The 18427-nt window shown below is 66.6% G+C and carries 28 protein-coding genes and 1 pseudogene; 25 read left to right on the top strand and 4 right to left on the bottom strand.

Annotated features, from left to right (window positions below; translation table 11 throughout):
• Positions 1-485: 485 nt before the first annotated feature.
• From G5V59_RS24480 to G5V59_RS24515, 8 genes are all read left to right on the top strand, one after another.
• On the top strand, positions 486-806 hold the full coding sequence (locus tag G5V59_RS24480; protein WP_278258212.1) for a 2Fe-2S iron-sulfur cluster-binding protein: 321 nt from the start codon (positions 486-488) through the stop codon (positions 804-806).
• A gap of 82 nt (positions 807-888) precedes the next feature.
• Complete coding sequence (locus G5V59_RS24485; RefSeq protein ID WP_278258213.1) at positions 889-1383, top strand: hypothetical protein; 495 nt, start codon at positions 889-891, stop codon at positions 1381-1383.
• Entirely contained in the window at positions 1358-1825 is a 468-nt protein-coding gene (locus G5V59_RS24490) for a hypothetical protein (RefSeq protein WP_278258214.1), read from the top strand. Before G5V59_RS24485 ends, G5V59_RS24490 begins: the two co-directional genes overlap by 26 nt.
• A 13-nt stretch (positions 1826-1838) precedes the next feature.
• Positions 1839-2153, top strand: coding sequence for a cytochrome P450 (locus tag G5V59_RS24495; protein WP_278258215.1), 315 nt, complete (start codon positions 1839-1841; stop codon positions 2151-2153).
• A 249-nt stretch (positions 2154-2402) separates the two neighbouring features.
• Positions 2403-3266 (top strand): FAD-dependent oxidoreductase, encoded by an 864-nt coding sequence (locus G5V59_RS24500; RefSeq protein ID WP_278258216.1) that lies wholly within the window; start codon positions 2403-2405, stop codon positions 3264-3266.
• Positions 3263-3508, top strand: coding sequence for an oxidoreductase C-terminal domain-containing protein (locus G5V59_RS24505; RefSeq protein ID WP_278260036.1), 246 nt, complete (start codon positions 3263-3265; stop codon positions 3506-3508). Before G5V59_RS24500 ends, G5V59_RS24505 begins: the two co-directional genes overlap by 4 nt.
• Positions 3509-3699: 191 nt before the next feature.
• Positions 3700-3975, top strand: a complete 276-nt coding sequence (locus tag G5V59_RS24510; protein ID WP_278258217.1) for an AMP-binding protein — start codon at positions 3700-3702, stop codon at positions 3973-3975.
• A gap of 71 nt (positions 3976-4046) precedes the next feature.
• Entirely contained in the window at positions 4047-5150 is a 1104-nt protein-coding gene (locus tag G5V59_RS24515; protein ID WP_278258218.1) for a long-chain-fatty-acid--CoA ligase, read from the top strand.
• Here the strand turns inward: G5V59_RS24515 and G5V59_RS24520 are convergent.
• The 4 genes from G5V59_RS24520 to G5V59_RS24535 all read right to left on the bottom strand — a co-directional run bounded on the left by G5V59_RS24520 (position 5131) and on the right by G5V59_RS24535 (position 8172).
• Entirely contained in the window at positions 5131-5805 is a 675-nt protein-coding gene (locus G5V59_RS24520; RefSeq protein ID WP_278258219.1) for a transposase, read from the bottom strand. The two genes, G5V59_RS24515 and G5V59_RS24520, sit on opposite strands and share 20 nt — an antisense overlap.
• Entirely contained in the window at positions 5757-6542 is a 786-nt protein-coding gene (locus G5V59_RS24525) for a transposase (RefSeq protein ID WP_278258220.1), read from the bottom strand. The genes G5V59_RS24520 and G5V59_RS24525 overlap by 49 nt, the downstream gene beginning before the upstream one ends.
• A gap of 271 nt (positions 6543-6813) precedes the next feature.
• Positions 6814-7362, bottom strand: coding sequence for a helix-turn-helix domain-containing protein (locus tag G5V59_RS24530; RefSeq protein WP_278258221.1), 549 nt, complete (start codon positions 7360-7362; stop codon positions 6814-6816).
• 432 nt (positions 7363-7794) lie between these two features.
• Complete coding sequence (locus G5V59_RS24535; RefSeq protein ID WP_278258222.1) at positions 7795-8172, bottom strand: hypothetical protein; 378 nt, start codon at positions 8170-8172, stop codon at positions 7795-7797.
• 372 nt (positions 8173-8544) lie between these two features.
• On the opposite strand from G5V59_RS24535, the pseudogene G5V59_RS24540 reads away from it, so the two are divergent.
• The 17 genes and pseudogenes from G5V59_RS24540 to G5V59_RS24620 all read left to right on the top strand — a co-directional run bounded on the left by G5V59_RS24540 (position 8545) and on the right by G5V59_RS24620 (position 18276).
• Positions 8545-9316 (top strand): annotated as a pseudogene (locus G5V59_RS24540) (ABC transporter permease).
• 185 nt (positions 9317-9501) lie between these two features.
• Entirely contained in the window at positions 9502-10104 is a 603-nt protein-coding gene (locus G5V59_RS24545) for an ABC transporter permease (RefSeq protein WP_341351026.1), read from the top strand.
• Positions 10105-10232: 128 nt separating this feature from the next.
• Positions 10233-10397: a hypothetical protein gene (locus tag G5V59_RS24550; RefSeq protein ID WP_278258223.1), complete on the top strand. Its 165-nt coding sequence runs from the start codon at positions 10233-10235 to the stop codon at positions 10395-10397.
• An 11-nt stretch (positions 10398-10408) separates the two neighbouring features.
• Positions 10409-10840, top strand: coding sequence for a hypothetical protein (locus G5V59_RS24555; RefSeq protein ID WP_278258224.1), 432 nt, complete (start codon positions 10409-10411; stop codon positions 10838-10840).
• A 260-nt stretch (positions 10841-11100) separates the two neighbouring features.
• A complete protein-coding gene (locus G5V59_RS24560; RefSeq protein ID WP_278258225.1) occupies positions 11101-11361 on the top strand; it encodes a hypothetical protein in 261 nt (86 codons plus the stop codon).
• Positions 11362-11377: 16 nt separating this feature from the next.
• Positions 11378-11761 (top strand): MlaD family protein, encoded by a 384-nt coding sequence (locus tag G5V59_RS24565; protein WP_278258226.1) that lies wholly within the window; start codon positions 11378-11380, stop codon positions 11759-11761.
• Positions 11758-11910: a hypothetical protein gene (locus G5V59_RS24570; RefSeq protein ID WP_278258227.1), complete on the top strand. Its 153-nt coding sequence runs from the start codon at positions 11758-11760 to the stop codon at positions 11908-11910. The genes G5V59_RS24565 and G5V59_RS24570 overlap by 4 nt, the downstream gene beginning before the upstream one ends.
• A 152-nt stretch (positions 11911-12062) precedes the next feature.
• Positions 12063-12398 (top strand): hypothetical protein, encoded by a 336-nt coding sequence (locus G5V59_RS24575; RefSeq protein ID WP_278258228.1) that lies wholly within the window; start codon positions 12063-12065, stop codon positions 12396-12398.
• Positions 12399-12580: 182 nt separating this feature from the next.
• A complete protein-coding gene (locus tag G5V59_RS24580; RefSeq protein ID WP_278258229.1) occupies positions 12581-13045 on the top strand; it encodes a hypothetical protein in 465 nt (154 codons plus the stop codon).
• Positions 13026-13181: a hypothetical protein gene (locus G5V59_RS24585; protein ID WP_278258230.1), complete on the top strand. Its 156-nt coding sequence runs from the start codon at positions 13026-13028 to the stop codon at positions 13179-13181. Before G5V59_RS24580 ends, G5V59_RS24585 begins: the two co-directional genes overlap by 20 nt.
• Positions 13178-13405 (top strand): hypothetical protein, encoded by a 228-nt coding sequence (locus tag G5V59_RS24590; RefSeq protein ID WP_278258231.1) that lies wholly within the window; start codon positions 13178-13180, stop codon positions 13403-13405. Before G5V59_RS24585 ends, G5V59_RS24590 begins: the two co-directional genes overlap by 4 nt.
• 855 nt (positions 13406-14260) lie before the next feature.
• Entirely contained in the window at positions 14261-14515 is a 255-nt protein-coding gene (locus G5V59_RS24595; RefSeq protein ID WP_278258232.1) for a hypothetical protein, read from the top strand.
• Between the two features lie 141 nt (positions 14516-14656).
• The gene (locus G5V59_RS24600; protein ID WP_278258233.1) at positions 14657-15385 is read left to right on the top strand and encodes an MlaD family protein; all 729 of its coding nucleotides are present in this window, start codon (positions 14657-14659) and stop codon (positions 15383-15385) included.
• A 504-nt stretch (positions 15386-15889) separates the two neighbouring features.
• Positions 15890-16555 (top strand): MlaD family protein, encoded by a 666-nt coding sequence (locus G5V59_RS24605; RefSeq protein WP_278258234.1) that lies wholly within the window; start codon positions 15890-15892, stop codon positions 16553-16555.
• 78 nt (positions 16556-16633) lie between these two features.
• Positions 16634-17170, top strand: a complete 537-nt coding sequence (locus G5V59_RS24610) for a hypothetical protein (RefSeq protein ID WP_278258235.1) — start codon at positions 16634-16636, stop codon at positions 17168-17170.
• A gap of 51 nt (positions 17171-17221) precedes the next feature.
• On the top strand, positions 17222-17710 hold the full coding sequence (locus G5V59_RS24615) for a hypothetical protein (protein ID WP_278258236.1): 489 nt from the start codon (positions 17222-17224) through the stop codon (positions 17708-17710).
• The gene (locus tag G5V59_RS24620) at positions 17707-18276 is read left to right on the top strand and encodes a hypothetical protein (RefSeq protein WP_278258237.1); all 570 of its coding nucleotides are present in this window, start codon (positions 17707-17709) and stop codon (positions 18274-18276) included. The genes G5V59_RS24615 and G5V59_RS24620 overlap by 4 nt, the downstream gene beginning before the upstream one ends.
• The last annotated feature ends 151 nt before the right edge of the window (positions 18277-18427 follow it).

Genomic DNA, 18427 nt, shown 5'->3' on the forward strand with positions numbered 1-18427 from the left:
GGCTGCGCTGCCCCTGGTGGAAGTGGGGGCGAAGGGCCCCGGAGATGACGGGCAGATAGCCGAGCAGACTCGAAGACCTCGGTCACGGATCCAGCGCTGACCAGGGGCACGCTCAAGGGGCCGAACGAGGTCAGCCTGGGCCCTCTCGGCGAATGCGAGCCCGAGCCTGGGTGGCGCCTTCGGAGTCGAGGTGGGGGGTAGACCTCGCGGAACCACCGGACCGGCACCTGTCGGTCGTGCCGGACCAACCCGACCGGAGGTGCCATGGTGGTCGATGATCCGACGGAAGTGGGCCACGGCGTCGGGCTCGAGGACGTCGCTGTTCAGGAGCCTGGACGAACGCCAACGGAGGCACCCCGGGCTCGGGGGAAATCATGGGAACTGACCTCCTGAGCCGAAATCACAACATATTGACGCGGGTGACCATAGCCACAGCATGACCAGAGTGCCAACACTTGTCTCACGTTCGAGCAAGGAGTTGTTTCATGTCAGTTGTCACCTTCATCTCGCATGACGGGGAGAAGCACGAGGCGCCCCTCGATGAGGGTGTGTCCCTCATGCAGATCGCCGTAGACAACGCGGTGCCCGGGGTCGATGGCGACTGTGGCGGGGAGGCCGCGTGCGGCACGTGCCACGTGATCGTCGACGACCAGTGGGTCGCCGAAGTCGGCCGTTCTGGTCCGGTCGAGGAGGAGATGCTCGCCATGAACCCCGAGCGTGAGGCGACCTCGCGACTGTCGTGCCAGATGCGGGTGAGCGAGAACTGGGACGGCCTCGTCGTCCGACTCCCCGAATTCCAGATGTGACTGTCGAGAGGAAGATCGCAACATGACGACGCTGACTACCGTGACCGACGCAGTGGCTGAGCGAGCCCAGTCCATCGTCCCGATGGAGATCCAGATCCGCGGAGCGCACCTGTACGACAAGACCCGTCGCTTCGTGACACGGACCAACGGGAAGAAGATTTTCGTCGAGGAGCCCCTTCCCCCCGTGGAGGACGTCGCCCTCGCCGACATCGACTTGAGCAACCCGTTCCTCTACCGTCAGGGCAAGTGGCAGTCATACTTCGAGCGCGTGCGCAACGAGGCACCCGTCCACTACCAGGCCAACAGCCCGTTCGGACCTTTCTGGTCGGTCACCCGGCACGCCGACATCATCGCGGTCGACAAGGACCACGAGACCTTCTCCGCTGAGCCCTTCATCATCATCGGCGAGCCTCCGCGATTCATGGATGTTGCCATGTTTATCGCAATGGACCCGCCCAAGCATGACCGCCAGCGCGCTGCCGTCCAGGGCGTCGTAGGCTCCCAAGAACCTGCGCGAGATGGAAGGACTGATCCGGTCCCGCGTCCGAGAGGTGCTGGACGACCTCCCGACCGGTGAGCCCTTCAACTGGGTCGACCGCGTCTCGATCGAACTCACTGCGCGGATGTTGGCAACCTTGCTGGACTTCCCTTATGAGCAGCGCCGAAAGTTGGTGGAGTGGTCGGACTTGGCCAGCTCCATGGAGCAGGCCAACGGCGGTCCGTCGGACAACGACGAGGTGTTCCGCGGGTTCGTGGACGCGGCGCGAGGGCTAAGTGCCCTGTGGCGCGACAAGGCGGCACGGCTCGCGGCGGGCGAGGAGCCCGGATTCGACCTCATCACGATGCTGCAGAGCAACGAGGACACCAAGGACCTGATCGACCGTCCGATGGAGTTCCTGGGCAACCTCGTTTTGCTCATCGTTGGCGGCAACGACACCACTCGGAACTCCATGAGCGGGGGCGTCCTCGCCCTGAACCGGTTCCCGGACCAGTTCGAGAAGTCTCAAGGCCAACCCTGACCTCATCCCCAACATGGTCTCGGAGATCATCCGCTGGCAGACGCCGCTGGCCTACATGCGTCGCGTTGCGAAGAAGGACACGGTCCTCAACGGCCAGTTCATCCGCAAGGGCGACAAACTGGTCATGTGGTACGCCTCGGGAAACCGCGACGAGCGGGTGTTCGACCGGCCGGACGACTTGATCATCGACCGCAGAAACGCACGTAACCACATCTCGTTCGGGTTTGGCGTACATCGGTGCATGGGCAACCGGCTGGCGGAGTTGCAGCTGCGGATCCTGTGGGAGGAGCCTGCTGCCGCGCTTCGAGAAGATCGAGGTCGTCGGTGAGCCGGAGTACGTCCAGTCCAACTTCGTGCGCGGCATCAGCACGCTGATGGTCCAGACTGACCCCGAAGACTGACTCGTGACCGAGAGGAGGGCGCTGGTCGTCGGTGGCAGCCACGCCGGTGTCCAGGCTGGCAGCCAGCCTTCGTCAGGAGGGGTGGGCAGGTGAGGTTGTCGTTGTCGGTGACGAGCCGGCGCTTCCGTACCAGCGCCCTCCCCTGTCCAAGGCCTACCTCACAGGCAAGAGCAGGCTTGGAGGAGTTAGCCATCCGCAAGGCGGAGTTCTACGACAAGCACGACATCCGCCTCGTGCGGGGGACGGTCACGCAGGTCGATCGTTCGGCGCGACAGGTGGTGTTGAGTGACGGTGAGGCTATGGCGTACGACGGTCTCGCCCTGTGCACGGGAGGCCGGGTGCGCATCCTGTCCGTGTCCGGCATCGATTTGCCGGGGATCTTCTACCTGCGGACCTTCGCGGACGTCGAGGCGATCCGTGAGGCCACGGCCGCGGGTCGCCACGCCGTGATCGTCGGCGGCGGGTACATCGGTTTGGAGACAGCCGCGTCCCTGCGGGCCCTCGGCCTGGAGGTGACGATCCTGGAGGCAGCCGAACGCGTGCTCGCGCGGGTCACGGCACCCGAGGTCTCGGCGTTCTATGAGCGCGTCCACCGCGACGCCGGCGTCGTTATCCGGACGGGTGCCCTCGTCGAGGCCATGGCCGGCGACGACCGCGTCCGTGAGGTGGTCCTGGCCGGTGGTGAGCGGATCTCCGCCGATCTCGTCATCGTCGGTGTGGGCCTGGTTCCCAACACCGAGTTGGCCGCCGAGGCTGGCCTGCACGTCGATAGCGGGATCGTGATCGACGACCTCGCCCGCACCAGCGACCATCGGATCGTGGCCGCCGGTGACTGTGCCAGCCACCGCATGGCTCGCTACGACCGGCTCGTGAGGCTGGAGTCCGTGCCCAGTGCCGGGGAGCAGGCCAAGACGGCAGCCGCGACGCTGTGCGGCAACGAGCGCCCTATCGCAGCGCTGCCCTGGTTCTGGTCCGACCAGTACGACCTCAAGCCTGCAGATCGCGGGATTGAACACCGGTTACGACGAGTCTCATTCTGAGTGGCGACCCCACCCGTGATCGCGACTTCACCTGCTACTACCTCCAGCAGGGCCGGCTGCTGGCCGTGGACTGCGTGAACCGACCGCGGGACTTCATGAAGGCCAAGCAAACGATCGGCCAAGGTCTCGACTTCGACCGGGCCCAGGCTCCATGCCCCCGTCGCATCCTGAGGTCCCATCTCTTGGCCCCCGACGCGCGGGCCTGCCGTCGCGTCCCGGCGCCGAATAACGCCAATACCTGAAGGAACCTCGATGCAGAGCACCATGATGAACATACCCCTCACGACCGCCGCGATCCTGCGGCACGGTTCGCGCGTGCACGCCACCGCACGTGTCCGTACGCTCCAGATCGACGGCTCGGTCAAGGTCGGAACGTTCGCAGACGTCGGTCGCCGGTCGGCGCAGGCTGGCCCACGCCCTGCGCGTCTGTGGGGTGACGGGCGACGATCGGGTCGCAACCCTCATGTGGAACAACCAAGAGCACGTCGAGGCCTATTGCGCGGTGCCCTCGATGGGCGCGGTCCTGCACACCCTCAACCCCCGCCTGACCCCCGAGCAACTGGTCTACATCGCCAATCACGCCGACGACCGGGTGGTACTTGTAGACGGTACCTTGGCCCCCCTCCTGGAGGCAGTCCTGCCGCAGGCTCCCCCGACTGCGCACGGTGGTTGTGACGGGGGGCGTCGACCTCGCGCCGCTGCAGCGTGACGGCCTCACCGTGGTTGCCTACGAGGACTTCATCGCAGGCCAACCGGAGACGTTCGAATGGCCGGAGGTCGATGAGGCTCTCCGCTGCGGCGATGTGCTACACCTCGGGCACCACGGGAAACCCGAAGGGCGTCGCCTACAGCCACCGGTCGACGTACCTCCACTCGATGGCTGCGTGTGCCGCCGACGGGCTAAGCGTCAGCGGTGACGACGCGATCTTGGCTATCGTCCCGATGTTTCACGCCAACGCCTGGGGACTGGTCTACGCGGCTCTGATGGCTGGAGCCGACCTGGTCATGCCCGAGCGGTTCCTCCAGGCCGAGCCGCTGGTCCGCCTCATCTCCAGTGAGCGTCCCACCATCGCTGGTGCCGTGCCGACGATCTGGAGTGACGTACTCAATTACCTTGAGGCCAATCCCGGCCAAGACATCTCCTCATTGGGGCTGGTGGCATGCGGAGGGTCGGCTGTACCGCTGCACCTGATGCAGGTCTTCCAGGAAAAGTATGGCGTGCAGATCGTGCAGGCTTGGGGGATGACGGAAACCTCGCCGCTGGCTGCCATCGCGCGGCCCCCGGCGTCGGTGAGCGGTGAGGAGCACTGGGCGCTGCGGGCCTCGCAGGGGCGGCCGGTCGCCGGGGTCGAGGTGCGGCTGGTAGACGACGAGGGCAACGAGGTGCCGCACGACGGTGAGTCGGTCGGGGAGATCCAGGTGCGTGGCCCATGGATCACCGGATCGTACGTCGGCGGCGAGGACGCGGAGAGGTTCGACAACGAGTGGCTGCGCACAGGGGACGTGGGACGCATCGACGAGCGCAGTTTCGTCACCCTGACCGACCGCGCGAAGGACGTCATCAAGTCGGGCGGCGAGTGGATCTCCTCGGTGGAACTCGAACTGCTGCTCGCCGGTCACCCCGACGTGCTGGAGGCAACGGTCATCGGCGTGCCGGACGAGAAGTGGCAGGAGCGCCCCCTCGCCGTGATCGTGAGGCGTGAGGGCACCGAGGTGGGCCCCTCGCAGCTGCGGGACTTCCTGGAGGGCAAGGTAGCCAAGTGGTGGCTGCCCGAGCGTTGGTGCTTTGTGCCTGAGGTGCCCAAGACGTCGGTTGGCAAATCTGACAAGAAGGTGCTCCGCGGCCAGCACGCCGACGGCGTCCTCACGGTCGTCGAGGTCTGAGCCCTGATCCACCGCGGTTGATCTGTGGTCGGTGATTCCGGTCGATTGCGAGTGGCTCGTGGCGTTGGGCGTGGCTGAACTGCCGGCTTGTGCCGGCTCTTCTACGTCGGGTTCTCGGGTCGTGCCGTCGCCGGCGTGGGGTGGTCAGGCCGTGTTCCGGGGCTGGCGGGCTGGTTGCGGTCGACCACAGCAACTCCCAGCCGCGTGCCCAGGGCCAGCGGGTGGGCAGGTGCAGCACGAGCCGCCGTCCGGTGGTCGCGATCCGGGCGGGGATGTTGATGAGCCTGGTCCGCACGGTGGCCCACCGGGCGGTCTGCATCGACGAGGCGACGGCGGTGGCGCGAGCGATGTTGAACGCGATCACTGCGGCCGCGACCCAGGCAGCGTTGGCGGTGTACTTCCCGGACGGCAGGTGCGCGAGTGGGCCGTACTTCGACTCTGCGATGACCTGCTCGACCAGGGCGTGGTCACGATGACGCTGATCGGCCTCGACCATCGACAGGGTGCTGTTGGTGATGAAGGCGTGGTGGCGGTAGGTCGCGAACAGTTCGCGCTGCTTGGTCCCGTCCGTGGCCAGTGGCTGGGGTCGCTTGACGCGACGAACGATCAGGCGGCACGGGACGTGCTGGTTCTGGCGGCAACCGGTGAACGCCACGAAGTCGATCTCGGCGACCTCGGCGTCAGAGACTCAGCGCTGTTCGGCCTCGTCGTAGACCGCGTTGGGTACTCGATGGCCTGCCATGCGTCCTCGTCGATGCTGGTGATCGCGGTGAGAACGCTGGGGTTCATGCGGGCGGTCACGCTGAACCACGCCTTGTGCCGGACCGCGGTCCCGACGGACGCCCACCCGGAGTAGGCCGAGTCCGCGCGGGCTAGGATCCGGCCCTCCACGCCAGCAGCCCGGGCCGTAGTGATGGCCTGGCCCAGCAGCCTGCCGCACCCAGTGACCGAGGCGGTGTTGCCCTTGCGGAGCCCGGCGCGGGCGATCACCGGTGCCGCGGTCGGGGTGCTGATGGCGGCGAGATGGATGTTGAGGCCGCGGACCTTGCTGTACCCGAACGCCGCGCTCTGCTTGGCGTAGCCGTGGACCTCACGCACGGTGTCGTCGAGGTCGAGGAACGCGACCCCGTCGGCATCGCTCCCGGTGAGCAGATCGGGCACTCTCGTGGCGAGTCCGGCCGACAGGCCCGCGTTGACCTTGTCGAGCAGCCTGCACGTAGCCGTGGGTGAACGTGCGCAAAACGTGCCCAACGTCGAGGGCGCCCGGACCCCGGCGAACAGGCGGCCCATGCCGCCGTGGCGCAGCAGGTCGAGGTCATCGATCGAGTCGGCGCCGGCGAGCATCCCGCCGATCACCGCGGCGGCCTTCGCTCCCGCGTTGGCCGAGGGCACCGACAACCCACTGATCAGGAGGTCGTAAAGGCCAGCGGCCTCGGCCAACCGCAACGACGGAACCAGCCCAGCCGACGACACCAGCCCAGCCGACGACACCAGCCCAGCCGACGACACCAGCCCAGCCGACGACACCAGGCTCGGGTCATCGAAGACAGGCCGAATCGTGTGAGAAGGTTTCACATACGAGTGCCCCCTTGGGTAGGTCAGATGCTGACGTCGCAATCAACATCGTCCCTGCTCAAGGGGCATTTCTCGTTCTACGCCACGCTCACGCCAACCGCCACGGCCGGTGGATCGGGCTGAGCCTGAGCGACCGCCCTGCCTCGGCCGCCCTGACACTACGAGCCTGGTTGCCGCCGGTCAGTTTGGCAGCTTGCCCGTCATGACTCAGGTCCAAGTGACGAAGGGCGATAGCCACATCGCTGCTCGTCGGCGCGAGATTCCGGCCCAGGAGACGCGCCGCCTGCTGGACGCGGTAGCGGATGGTGTTGCGGTGCACGGCCAACTCTGCTGCGGTTCGATCGACGCTACCGCCCAGGGCCAGATACGTCGCCACTGTGTGCCGGAGGCGGGCCTGGTGGTCCAAGGGGGCGCCCAAGCCGCCCAGCGTGCGCCGCACGAAGTCGTCCACCTCCTCGTTGCACCCGAGGAGGACGAGTGCCTCGTGATCCGCGTAGACGAAGACACCCCGCTTGTCCGGATGCACGACATCCAGGGTGCGCCGCGCCTGGAGGTGCGAGGAGGCGAAACCACCCAGTCCTGGCCTGCTTGGCCCGACAACGACGCGCAGGCCTCCGGCAGGTCCGTCGGGGAGCACGAACTCCGTGTCGGCCGGTAGCTCGTCGACTTGTGGAAACCCACATCCACGCCTGACGTCCGCCCGCACGCACTACGAGCGGCGGCCGAGTCCCGGCACCGGCCGCCAGACTTCGGCACGAATCCTCGAGCGACTCCGCAGCGTTCAACTGCTCGCCCGCGGCCAGGACAAACGCGGTGTGGTAGCCGCTGATGGGGTATCCCCCCAGGCTCGGACGAGAGCCACCCGCTGTCCATGGCCTCGCCTTCCAGCACCCGGGAGACCACTTCCAAATAGCGAGCGTTCCTCCCGACCTCAATGCGGTGGCGTGCCTCGTGGTATATCCGGCTGGTTTCGTTGACGGAATGATCGATCCACTCGGACGCTCGCTGCCACAGAAAGATGAGCAACTCCGTGCGATCGGACCCGGCATCGTCCACCGCGGCGATGGTCTCAGTGACGAAGTCTCCACGTACTGTTTTGCGCGATGCGGTACATCCGGTTGAGGGTGTCAAGCCGGAGCGACGTCTGGGCTGATCCGTGAGCGATCCTCTCGGCGGCAGGGACGAGGGTGAAGGCCATCTGTGGCTGGTTCAATTGGCCGAGGAAGCAGATCCAGTGCTCACGGATCGCCTCCTCGATTTCCTGCGGGAGGTCGGGGCGGGACGCCAACTCTGGGATCTCATCAAGGATCCTCTGGCCGGTGCGCTTCACCCATGCATCTATGCGGCTGGGGTTCGACTCGGCGAGAACGAATTTCGCTAGCCATTCGTCGTCCCGCGGAACCGGATCCGTCGGGTTCCTTGGCACGGTCTCGTCGCGACTGCTCATGATGGTGCAAAACTACAACAACTAGAGACAAAAACAGGCGGTTGTCACGAGACGCCTGAACTGCCTCGCGGTTGTAATGGTGGTCACATCTCGAAAGTAGGGGGCTCAGCGCATGAACATTCGGGTCGGACCTGCCGCGACAGGACTGTCGCAGGCGAGGCACTCTCCGGGGTCCGCCCGAGTGACCCGTGTCGAGATGGCAGGTCGACTAGGGGGCCCTCCTCAGCGTTGTCGCGGCCGGGCCACCTGGGCGCTGGCCGAGGTCATCATGGACAGCGTCGCCGAGTGGTGACGACGACCCCCTCCCCGGACATCGAAAGGCGGGGACCATCCGGCATGACGCCGAGTTCGCGGAAGATCGCGAAGGCGGCCATGGGGGCGAGCATCTTCGTTCAGGCCCTGACGACGTTCGGCGACTTCTACGCGTTCTCCGGCAACGTCTTCAAGCAGATGTTCACCCGCCGGTTCCGGTTCCGCGAGTTCGTGTCGCAGGCTTGGTTCATCACGACTGTGTCCTTCGCGCCGGCACTCCTCGTCGCGATCCCCTTCTGCGTCGTGATCATCTTCCAGGTCAACCAGACTTCTCATCCAGATAGGGGCCGTCGACCTCGCGGGAGCGGGCGCGGCCGTGGCGGTGGTCCGTGAGATCGGGCCCATTGTGAGTGTCCTGGTGGTGGCTGGCGCCGGTGCTACCGCGATCTGCGCCGACCTCGGCTCGCGCAAGATCCGAGATGAGATCGATGCCATGGTCACCCTCGGCATCGATCCCATCCAGCGGCTGGTGGTGCCGCGCGTCCTCGCCTCCATGCTGGTCGGCGTCGCGCTGAACGGCATGGTGACCGTGGTGGGCCTTGTGGGGGGCTACATTTTCTCGGTCATTCTCCAGGGAGCCACGCCTGGCCTCTATGTCGCCGACCTCACCCTGCTCGTGGGTCTCGCGGATTTCATCACCTCCGAGATTAAGGCTGCGGTCTTCGGCTTGTTGGCGGGTCTGACCGCGTGCTACCTCGGTCTGAACGCGAAGGGCGGCCCGAAGGGCGTGGGGGACGCGGTCAACCAGACCGTCGTCTTCGCATTCATGCTGCTGTTCGCTGCCAACAGCGTGATCAGCGCCCTCTTCCTGCAGATAAAGTTGGGAGCCTGACATGGCGGTCCACGCCCCAACCTCGCTGGCGCGACGGTTCCTGGATGGGGGTGCGCTTGCGCTCCGGCCCGCCCAGGCTCTGCGCGACCTCGGCGACCAGACTCGGGTTCCATGTGGCGGCCTATCGAGCCGTGCCTCGCACGGTTCGCAGATACCCGAGGGAGATCGTCCGGCTGCTCGCCGAGGTGTCCCTCGGTTCGGGTGCCCTGGCCCTCATCGGGGGCACCGTCCTGGTCATCGGCTTCCTGACGGCCGCGTCTGGCATCGAGGTGGGCCTGCAGGCCTACACCTCCTTCGACAACATCGGGGTCTCTGCGCTGTCGGGTTTCTTCTCGGCGTACTTCAACACCCGTGAGGTTGCCCCGATTATCTCTGGCATCGCGCTGACAGCCACGGTCGGCGCCGGCTTCACCGCCCAGATCGGGGCGATGCGGGTCAGCGAAGAAATTGACGCGCTCGAGGTGATGGCGGTCCACCCGGTGCCCTTCCTGGTCACCACGCGGATCATCGCTGGTCTGATCGCGGTCGTGCCCTTGTTCACGATCGCCCTGATGTCTTGCTGGCTGGCCACGCGGCTAGTGGTGACAGTCGGGTATGGACAGGCGCCCGGTACGTATCAGCACTACTTTGACACCTTCCTCGTGCCCGGCGACCTGTTTCTTGCCAGCATCAAGGTCCTGCTCATGGCTCTGGTGATCGTCTCGGTGTGTTGCTTCCATGGCTTCCGCGCCAGCGGGGGCCGGCGGGAGTGGGGCAGGCGGTGGGGCGGGCCGTTCGTTCGGCCTTGATCGCCACCATGTTCGTCGACCTGATCTTCGCGCTTGCCGTCTGGGGCGGGCCGTCGGTCCACATCGCGGGGTGAAGGACATGTCCAAGAGTCGAGGAATCGACATGCAGGCTCCTGGCCGGCCTGACCGTGCTGCTTCTCGTGGCGGCGATCATGGTGGGTACCGTCATGCAGTACAACGGGGTCTTCCATTCCAGCATCGATGTAGTTGTTGAGGCCGAGCGTGCCGGGATCACCATGGCGCCGGGTGCCCCGGTGAAGGCTCTACGGTGTCGAGGTTGGCGCCGTGGGTGACGTCGATATCGATGGAGACCGCGCGGAGATCACCCTCGAGCCTCGACCCGGACGAAGCCGAGGCGATCCCGCGTGAGGTCACCGCCCAGGCTCGTCCCACCCACGGCGTTCGGCGCGAAGTACGTCCAGACTTCAGCGTTCCTGAGGGAGCAGGCGCCGAGCCGATCGATGCCGGTGACGTCATCCCTGCGACCGCTACCACCGTAGAGGTGGACGAGACGTTCACCAACCTCACCGCCGTCCTCGAGGCCGCCCGGCCCGCCGAGTCTCAGCGAGGCGTTGAGCGCCGTGGCGGGGACCCTGGACCAGCGCGGCGAGGTGCTCGGAGAGTTGATCACCTTGACCGAGACCTACCTGACCTCCTTCAACCCGTCTTTGCCGGCCCTGAGCAAGGACCTGCGCCGTGTCGACGACGTGGCCGCGGTGTACGACCTGGCCCGTGAGGACCTCATCACCACCTTCGACGGCGCGGCCACGACCCTGGAGACGCTGGTGCAGCAGCAGGCCTCGCTGCGTGCCCTGGAGTTGAGCCTCACCTCCTTTAGCAGCAAGGGCGACACCCTGCTGAGGGACAGCGGCGAGGGGCTCAGCACGTCGCTGCGGCTGCTCGACCCCGTGACCGGGACGTTGGCGCGATACTCCCCAGAGTTGCCGTGCCTTATCGAAGGTCTGGCGAAGGGCAACGAGCTCGCAGAGCCTCGCGGTGGGAGGCACCAACCCTGGCATCACGACCTTCACGCACGTGGTCCGCGGCAGGGAGCCCTACGAGTACGCGACCGACGTCCACGTGTTGGGCGAGAACCGCGGGCCCAACTGCTTCGGACTGCCTTATGTGACTCCGGACGAGGCCGCGCTGACCTACGAGCCGACCTTCGACACCGGGGTGAACCCCTTCAAGGAAGCGGCCGCGGGAGCCCGTGGGCCCGCCGACATCCTCGACATTCTGGGAATGGGAGGTCGCTGACGTGGCGACGAGTCCGGTGCGTCTCAAGGAACGGGCCGACCTCATCCGGCTGGTCATCTTCCTCATCGTCGCGGCACTCGTCACCTTCTCGGTGGCAGCCGTGACCAGCGAGTACCGCTCCGGAGGAGCGACCCCCTACCAGGCCGCCTTCGACGACGTATCGGGCCTGCGGAAGGGCGACCAGGTCCGGGCCGCCGGCGTCAGGGTCGGTCAGGTCACCGACATCGACGTCCAGCCGAACAGCACCGTCGTCGTCACCTTTGAGGTCGACGAAACGCTCGTGCTCAACAGCGCGACCACGGCCACGATCGAGTACCGCAACCTCATCGGCGACCGGATCGTCCAAGCTGGCCACCACAAGCGAGAGGGGCGCTGCCGAGCCTGGCCGCGGGTGAGATGATCCCGATCGCCAACACAGCCTCGGCGCTGGATCTCGACACCCTGCTCAACGGGTTCAAACCGCTCTTCGCCGGTCTCAACCCCTCCCAGGTCAACGAGTTGTCCCAGCAAGCTGGTGCAGGTGCTGCAGGGACAGGAGTCGGCCGTTGAGACGCTGACAACCCGAGTCGGCTCCTTCACCTCCACGATCGCTCAGCGCGAGCAACTGATCACGCAGGTGATCGGCAACCTCAACGAGGTCCTACAGACTGTCGACGGGCGTCGCAACGAGACTCGGGGAGTTGATCGACGCGCTGGACATCGTGCTGACTCGCTTCGACGAGCAGGACACCGAGATCCTGATCGCGGCCGACAAGATTGACGAGTTTGCTCGCGAGGCGTCGGACCTGGTCGCCCGGGCGCGCGGCGATCTCACCCCCGACCTGCGCGCGCTCACTGTGGCGGCTCGCGGTCTGAACCTGGAGAAGGACGAGCCTGGTCGCGGTGCTCCGGCAGCCTTCCTCGTCACTATCGCAAAGCCTGCAGAACGCTGGTTCGTACGGCAACTTCTTCAACTTCTTCCTCTGCGGGGTCCGTATCCAGACCGACGTCGCTGCCGGTGTCCCGGTCCTGACGCCGTGGATCAATCCCGATGCTGAGAGGTGCCAAGGATGATGAGCGGCTTGCTACACGGTCGTGCTCGGCTTGGGCTGTCGGGCACGGTGTTCCTTGTGCTTGTGGTCTTGGCCAGCCTCAACCTCAACCGGCTGCCCCTAGTTGGCAACAGCGAGGTCATCCATGCACGGTTCGCCGAGGCGGGGGGCTGCGTGCTGGGGACTCGGTGGTGGTGTCGGGTGCCGACATCGGCAAGGTGCGCGAGGTGAGCCTCGAGGACGGTGTCGTGGAGGCCGACCTGGCGCTCACCGACCCCGATGTCGAGTCTCGGCGACCTGACCGAGGCCCGCATCATCACCACGACCCTTCTGGGTCGCGCGGCGGTCGGTCTCGTGCCGGCTGGCAGAGGGGAGCTCAAGGCCGGGGACACGATCCCAGTCGAGCGGACCGACTCGCCGTACAGCATCACCAGTGCTCTCAACCAGGCTCACGACCGAAAGCGGGCAGATCGACAAGGAGGCCCTACAGCGAGCCTATCGACCAGGCTTCGGGGGTCCTTGAGGGCTCCCAGGAGTCTGTCGGCCCGGCCCTGCGCGGTATCACCGACATCTCCCGGGCGATCGCCGCCAACGACGAGCAGCCTAGCCACCCTGCTCGACCGAGCCACGCGGGTGTCGGGCGTCCTGGCTGATCGCGACCGGCAGGTCGCGTCGCTGCTGACGGCCGGTGAGTCCCTGTTCGCGGAGCCTGGACACGCGTCAGCGTGTCATCGACGACCTGCTGAGCAGCGCCCAGACGCTGGCGACGCAGCCTGCGCACCGCATTGAAGGAGAACGCCCGGGTCATCGGTCCTGCGTTGCGCCAAGCCAACGACATCGTCGGTGTTCTGAACCGCAACAAGAAGGCGATCCAGGACACCGTGGTCGGTCTGCGGGGCTACGCCACAGCATTCGGCGACGCCGCGTCTACCGGTCCTTGGTTCGATGCCTACATCCAAAACCTCACCGACCCTGCCACCCTGGCGCCGATCCTGTCTGGAATCCTGCCGTGACCGACGTGTTCAAGGATGGCCTCGTGCGCCGTCTCGCCGTGCTCCTCGTCCTGGGCCTACTGGTCGTGGCCGTCACAATGCTGATCCGCGGCGGCGATAGGACGATCAACGTCACCTTCACCAGCGCCGAGGGGCTCTATGTCGGAGACGACGTGCGGGTGCTGGGCGTGCCCGTGGGGACCATTAGCGAGATCACACCGGTGGAGACCGGCGTCGAGGTCGAGTTCTCACCATCGAGGACGACCAGCCGATCCCCGCCGACGCCCGGGCAGCGATCGTCTCGCCCAGCCTTGTCAGCGGTCGGTTCGTCCAGACTCGAGCCCGTTTACGCCGGCGGACCGCAGTTGCAGGACGGTGCCGAGATCGGCATCGACCGCACCGCGGTACCAGTCACCTTCGACGACGTCAAGCAGCAACTGACCGATCTGACCGGCGTCCTGGGTCCCAGAAGTGGTACCGAACGCGGTGCCCTGTCCCGAGCGGTCGTCGCGCTAGACGAGAGTCTCAAGGCCGGCAACTCCACGGAGCCTTCGGCGTGCCATCGCGGGACTGCGGACCGCTGCCGCGGCCCTGTCGGACCCGAGGTCCGACCTCTTCGCCACCGTCGAGAACCTCGACACCTTCACCCGAGCCCTGGCACTCAACGACCAAGCCGTTCGCGGGTTCGCCCAAGAAGTCGACGCCGTCGGAGATGTCCTAGAGCGCAACCGGCTTGCGCTGACCACGGTGCTGCGCGATCTCGCTGGGACGTTGCGGACCACGCGCGGTTTCCTCGACGCCAACGGGAAGGGCATATCGACCGCGGTCCGCCAAGTGAACCTGCTCTCTGCCGCCCTAGCCGACCGCTCCAACGAGGTGGCGGGATCGCTGCACATCGGCACCAACGCGCTCATCAACCTGGCCAACATCGTCGAGGGATCCGCGCTCAAGGGACGCGCCACCCTCAGTGCGCTGGACAGCCTCCCGCAGCCTGCTGTGCGGCGCGATCCTCGGAGCCGGAGGCACCGCCGCTCAGTGCGGCAAGGTGATCACCCCGATCCTCAATGCGCTGGGCCTGGACAGCCTGGACCAGGGTCTGGTCCCGGGCATCAACGTCGGCGAGCCCGGTGACGGTGATGACATCCCCATCCCCGGACTCGAGGGCATAGAGATCGACCTGCTGCAGACCCTCGGCAGTCTGCTGACCGGCACCAACGGAGACACCCGATGATCACCCGATCCCTGCTCGCCCGACGATCCTTGGCCCTGCGGGTGACAGCGGTGGGCGCCCTGCTGGCCTCGCTGACGGCGGGCTGCTCGCTCCAGCCGAACGAGAACACGCTGCCCGGTCAGGTGGCCACCGGCTCGGACGGCTACGGGGTCACCGTGCACTTCGAGGCCGTGGAGAACCTCGTCCCGAACTCCCAGGTGCTCCTCGACGACGTCGTCGTTGGAACCGTGACGGACATCAGAGTCCAGGACTGGCACGCAGTCGCCGACATCCGGCTGCTCGACTCGGTGCCGATCAGCGAGGACGCCCGCTTCACCATCGGTCAGAAGACCCTGCTGGGCGCACAGTATGTCGAAGTCAACTCCCCACGCGTGAACGCCACGGCGTCACCCGCGAGCCTGCTCGCAGACGGGGACGAAGTCCCACTGGCCCGCACGGGCCAGGCGCCAGGCACCGAGCAGGTGCTCGCCGGCGTGGCTCTGCTGCTCAACAACGGTGGCCTCTCGCAGATCAGCACGATCACGGGTGAGTCTCACCACTGCCTTGGACGAGCGACAACTGGACGCACGCGACCTCGTCGACCGTTCCAACGAGCCTGCTGGATGTCCTCGACAACACCAAGGGTGAGATCATCAGGGCCCTGGAATCCCTGGAGCGTCTCAGCAGGGGTCTGGCAGACGACCGCGACGTCATCGCCCGGGCCATCGATCAGGTGGGCCCCGGTCTGGAGGCGCTGGAAGAGGAGAGAGCACGGCTCGTCGACGCCGTGACGACCTCAGGACGGGCCAGCACGCGGGCCGTCGGGGTCATCCAGGCGAGCCAGGAGGCGATCTTGGCCAACCTCGCCTCCCTGGGACCCATCCTCAGCAACCTTGGGAAGGCGGCCACCCGACTTCCCGAGGCGCTGAAGATCGCCATCACGATCCCCTTCCCCGCGATGACCACGGAGAAGACGCTGCGCGGCGACTATTCCAACCTCTTCGCCACCATCGACGTCAGTACCCGGAGCCTGGCCGACCTGCTGCTCGGCAGCGGCCAGTTGCCCTCGCTGCAGTCCGGGAACCCCCTGCAGGACCCCCTCGAGGATCCTGGCGCCGGCAACGGGTCAGGCAGCGGCGGGAAGAGCGGCGCTGGGGCACCCGAGGACGACGCCGCCGACGGCGCCAACGACGACGAAGACGCTGACGACGGTGGAAGCTCGCTTGCTCGGACTTCTAGGAGACTGCTGATGGTCCTCACAGCCCTGATCAAACGTCAGGCTCCGCGTCTTCGCGGTGCTCACCGTCGTCGCGCTGTTCTTCGCCGTGGTCGTGTATGCCCGCGTGCCGACCATGGTGGGTGTGGGCGTGTACGACGTCCGTGCCGAGTACTCCGACGCCAGCGGTCTCTATCCCAAGGCGATGGTGACCTACCAAGGCGTCAAGGTCGGCGAAGTGGCCGAGCTCGAGGTCGGGGACGGCGGCGCGACCGCCGTGCTTCGAATCGACGACGAGCACGACATCCCGGCCACAGTGGTCGCCGAACTCCACAGCACCTCGGCGATCGGGGAGCAGTACGTCGATCTCGTCCCCGCACCAGAAGGCGCGGCCGACCCGGAACAGTCCACCAGTTTGGCCGACGGTGATGTGATCCCGGTGGACCGGACCGTCGAGATGCCTCAGATCACCCCGGTTCTGGAGTCGGTGAACGACCTGTTGGAGTCCGTCCCGCGTGAGCGTACCCGCCGCGTCCTCGACCAGGTGGACGAAGGCCTCGGCGGGAGCGGCCCCGACCTGGCCAGCACCATCGAGGATGCCGACGAGTCTCCTCAGCACCGCGCAGGAGAGATTGGCCGTCACGACGTCCTTGATCAGGACCGCCCAGCCGGTCCTGGGCACCCAGCAGGAGTTGCGAAACACGACTCTTGGCTACGCGCAGTCCCTTGCGTCCTTCACCGGTGAGTCTCGCCGGACAGGATCGTGACCTCCGCGCCCTGCTGTCCGAGGGTCCGGAGGGGCTGCGTGCCGCCACCGAGCCTGGTGACCGACCTTCAGCCGACGCTTCCGCTACTGGTCACCAACCTCACTACCAACGCGGAGGTGCTTAATACCTACCTGCCGCAGATCCAAGAAGGTCTGGTCTACTACCCGGTGACCGTCGCGCGGCTGCAGAGTGCCATCAACCCGCGCGCCGAGTTCGGTGACGTGAACCTCGACCTGCGTGCCAACGTGAACAACCCACCGGCCTGCTCACAGGGCTACCTGCCGGCTGCCGAGCGTCGTGATCCGTCGGTGGGCCAGTTCCGCGACGTCGACCGCCTGGCCCACTGCACGGTGCCCGACGAGGACCCCAAGTCCGTGCGAGGCGCCAGGTTGCTGCCCTGCCCCCAGGGTGTTGGACGCGGCCCCCTGCCCTCCTCGTGCGGGCTGAAGTTCGGGAACGGCGTCTGGCCGCAGGGAGACGGTGGATCACGCGGCTCGGACCTGCGCCGAGGCTTGGCAGGTGACACGTCGCAGGCGCCGTCGCTCGGACAGGGATGGCAGGAGCTCGTGCGGGGACCGGTGAGTGTGCGATGACCGATGAAGTGTCCGACTCGGATGTCCGACCCTCCTCGGACGTGACCTCCCGTGCGGGGCGTGCTGTCCTGGTGTGGGTCTTACTGGGCGTCCTCCTGGCAGCCTGCACTCGGGGCCGCCGTGGAGCGGGGCCTGGCCTGGCGCGAGGCGGAGCGACGGGAGCAGGCTCGCGCCGACGTCGTCGAGGCGGCGGAGAACGAGGTGGTGGGCCTGATCACCATCAGCGCCAAGACGACGGACGAGGACCTCAAGAAGTTGATCCAGGGGGCCACCGCGACCTTTCGGGACGACCTGCGCGACCAGGCCGATCGGCTGCGGCAGGAGGTCGTGGAGAACGAGGTCGAGGCCACCGGTGAAGTCGTCTCCACGGGAGTGGTGAGCCTAGAGGACGAGACCGCCACGGTGATCGTGGCGGCCCGTGGCACCGTCGACAACCGCAGCGCCCGGCGGCCGGAGCCGCGCAGCCTACCGCCTCGAGGTAAAGTCTCGCAGGAGGTCGAGGGCTCGTGGTTGGTCTCGGCGTTGAGGTTCGTCGCATGATCAGGCCGGTGACGAAGAAGGATGCCGGGGTGCTTGTCAGGTCGCTGTTCGCGTCGCTGTCTGTCCCAACGGTCGCCGGGCGCCCGCGGCGTCGTCGACTGGTGATGCTGGTGGGGGTGCTCACTGTGGTGCTTGCCGGCGCGGCCGGGGCTGCAGCCTGGCGGGTCGATCGACTCGACGATCGGGATTCCGCCGGCGTTGAGGCCGTTGCGGCGGTCCGCGAGCGTGTCCCGCTGCTGTTGAGTTACCGCTATGCCACGCTCGAGGAGGACCTCGACACCGCGTTGGACCAGACGGCCGGCGACTTCACCGACGAGTACGGCGACCTGATCGACGACGTCGTGCGCTCCGCGGCGACGGATCGTCGGATCATCACCGAGGCGAACGTCAACGCTGCCGGAGTCGTCTCGATCGAGGGCGACGACGAGGTCGTGGTGCTCGTCTTCCTCACCCAGTCCACCACGAGCCGGAACACGCCAGATCCCGCCATCAGCGGCAGCCGGGTCGAGGTCACCATGCGGCGGGTGGGCTCGGACTGGCTGATCGCGGGTCTCGAGACCCGATGAGGTGTCCCAGCCCCACCCCAGACCACGCCAAAGCACTACTGATCGAGCGGGGAACACTGTCATGGGTGTCGAGATCAAGGTCGACAACCTCACCAGAAGTCTTCGGAAAGAGCCTCCTCTGGGCGATGCGTCGTTGACGATCCCGGCCGGC

The sequence above is a fragment of the Nocardioides convexus genome (assembly GCF_011090295.1).

What these genes read in the sequence shown, in the direction of transcription:
- G5V59_RS24485 (WP_278258213.1), top strand. Translation starts at nt 889, where the DNA reads ATGGAGATCCAGATCCGCGGAGCGCACCTGTACGACAAGACCCGTCGC.
- G5V59_RS24515 (WP_278258218.1), top strand. Translation starts at nt 4,047, where the DNA reads ATGAGGCTCTCCGCTGCGGCGATGTGCTACACCTCGGGCACCACGGGA.
- G5V59_RS24555 (WP_278258224.1), top strand. Translation starts at nt 10,409, where the DNA reads ATGGAGACCGCGCGGAGATCACCCTCGAGCCTCGACCCGGACGAAGCC.
- G5V59_RS24495 (WP_278258215.1), top strand. Translation starts at nt 1,839, where the DNA reads ATGGTCTCGGAGATCATCCGCTGGCAGACGCCGCTGGCCTACATGCGT.
- G5V59_RS24535 (WP_278258222.1), bottom strand. Translation starts at nt 8,172, where the DNA reads ATGAGCAGTCGCGACGAGACCGTGCCAAGGAACCCGACGGATCCGGTT.
- G5V59_RS24570 (WP_278258227.1), top strand. Translation starts at nt 11,758, where the DNA reads ATGATCCCGATCGCCAACACAGCCTCGGCGCTGGATCTCGACACCCTG.
- G5V59_RS24620 (WP_278258237.1), top strand. Translation starts at nt 17,707, where the DNA reads ATGATCAGGCCGGTGACGAAGAAGGATGCCGGGGTGCTTGTCAGGTCG.
- G5V59_RS24480 (WP_278258212.1), top strand. Translation starts at nt 486, where the DNA reads ATGTCAGTTGTCACCTTCATCTCGCATGACGGGGAGAAGCACGAGGCG.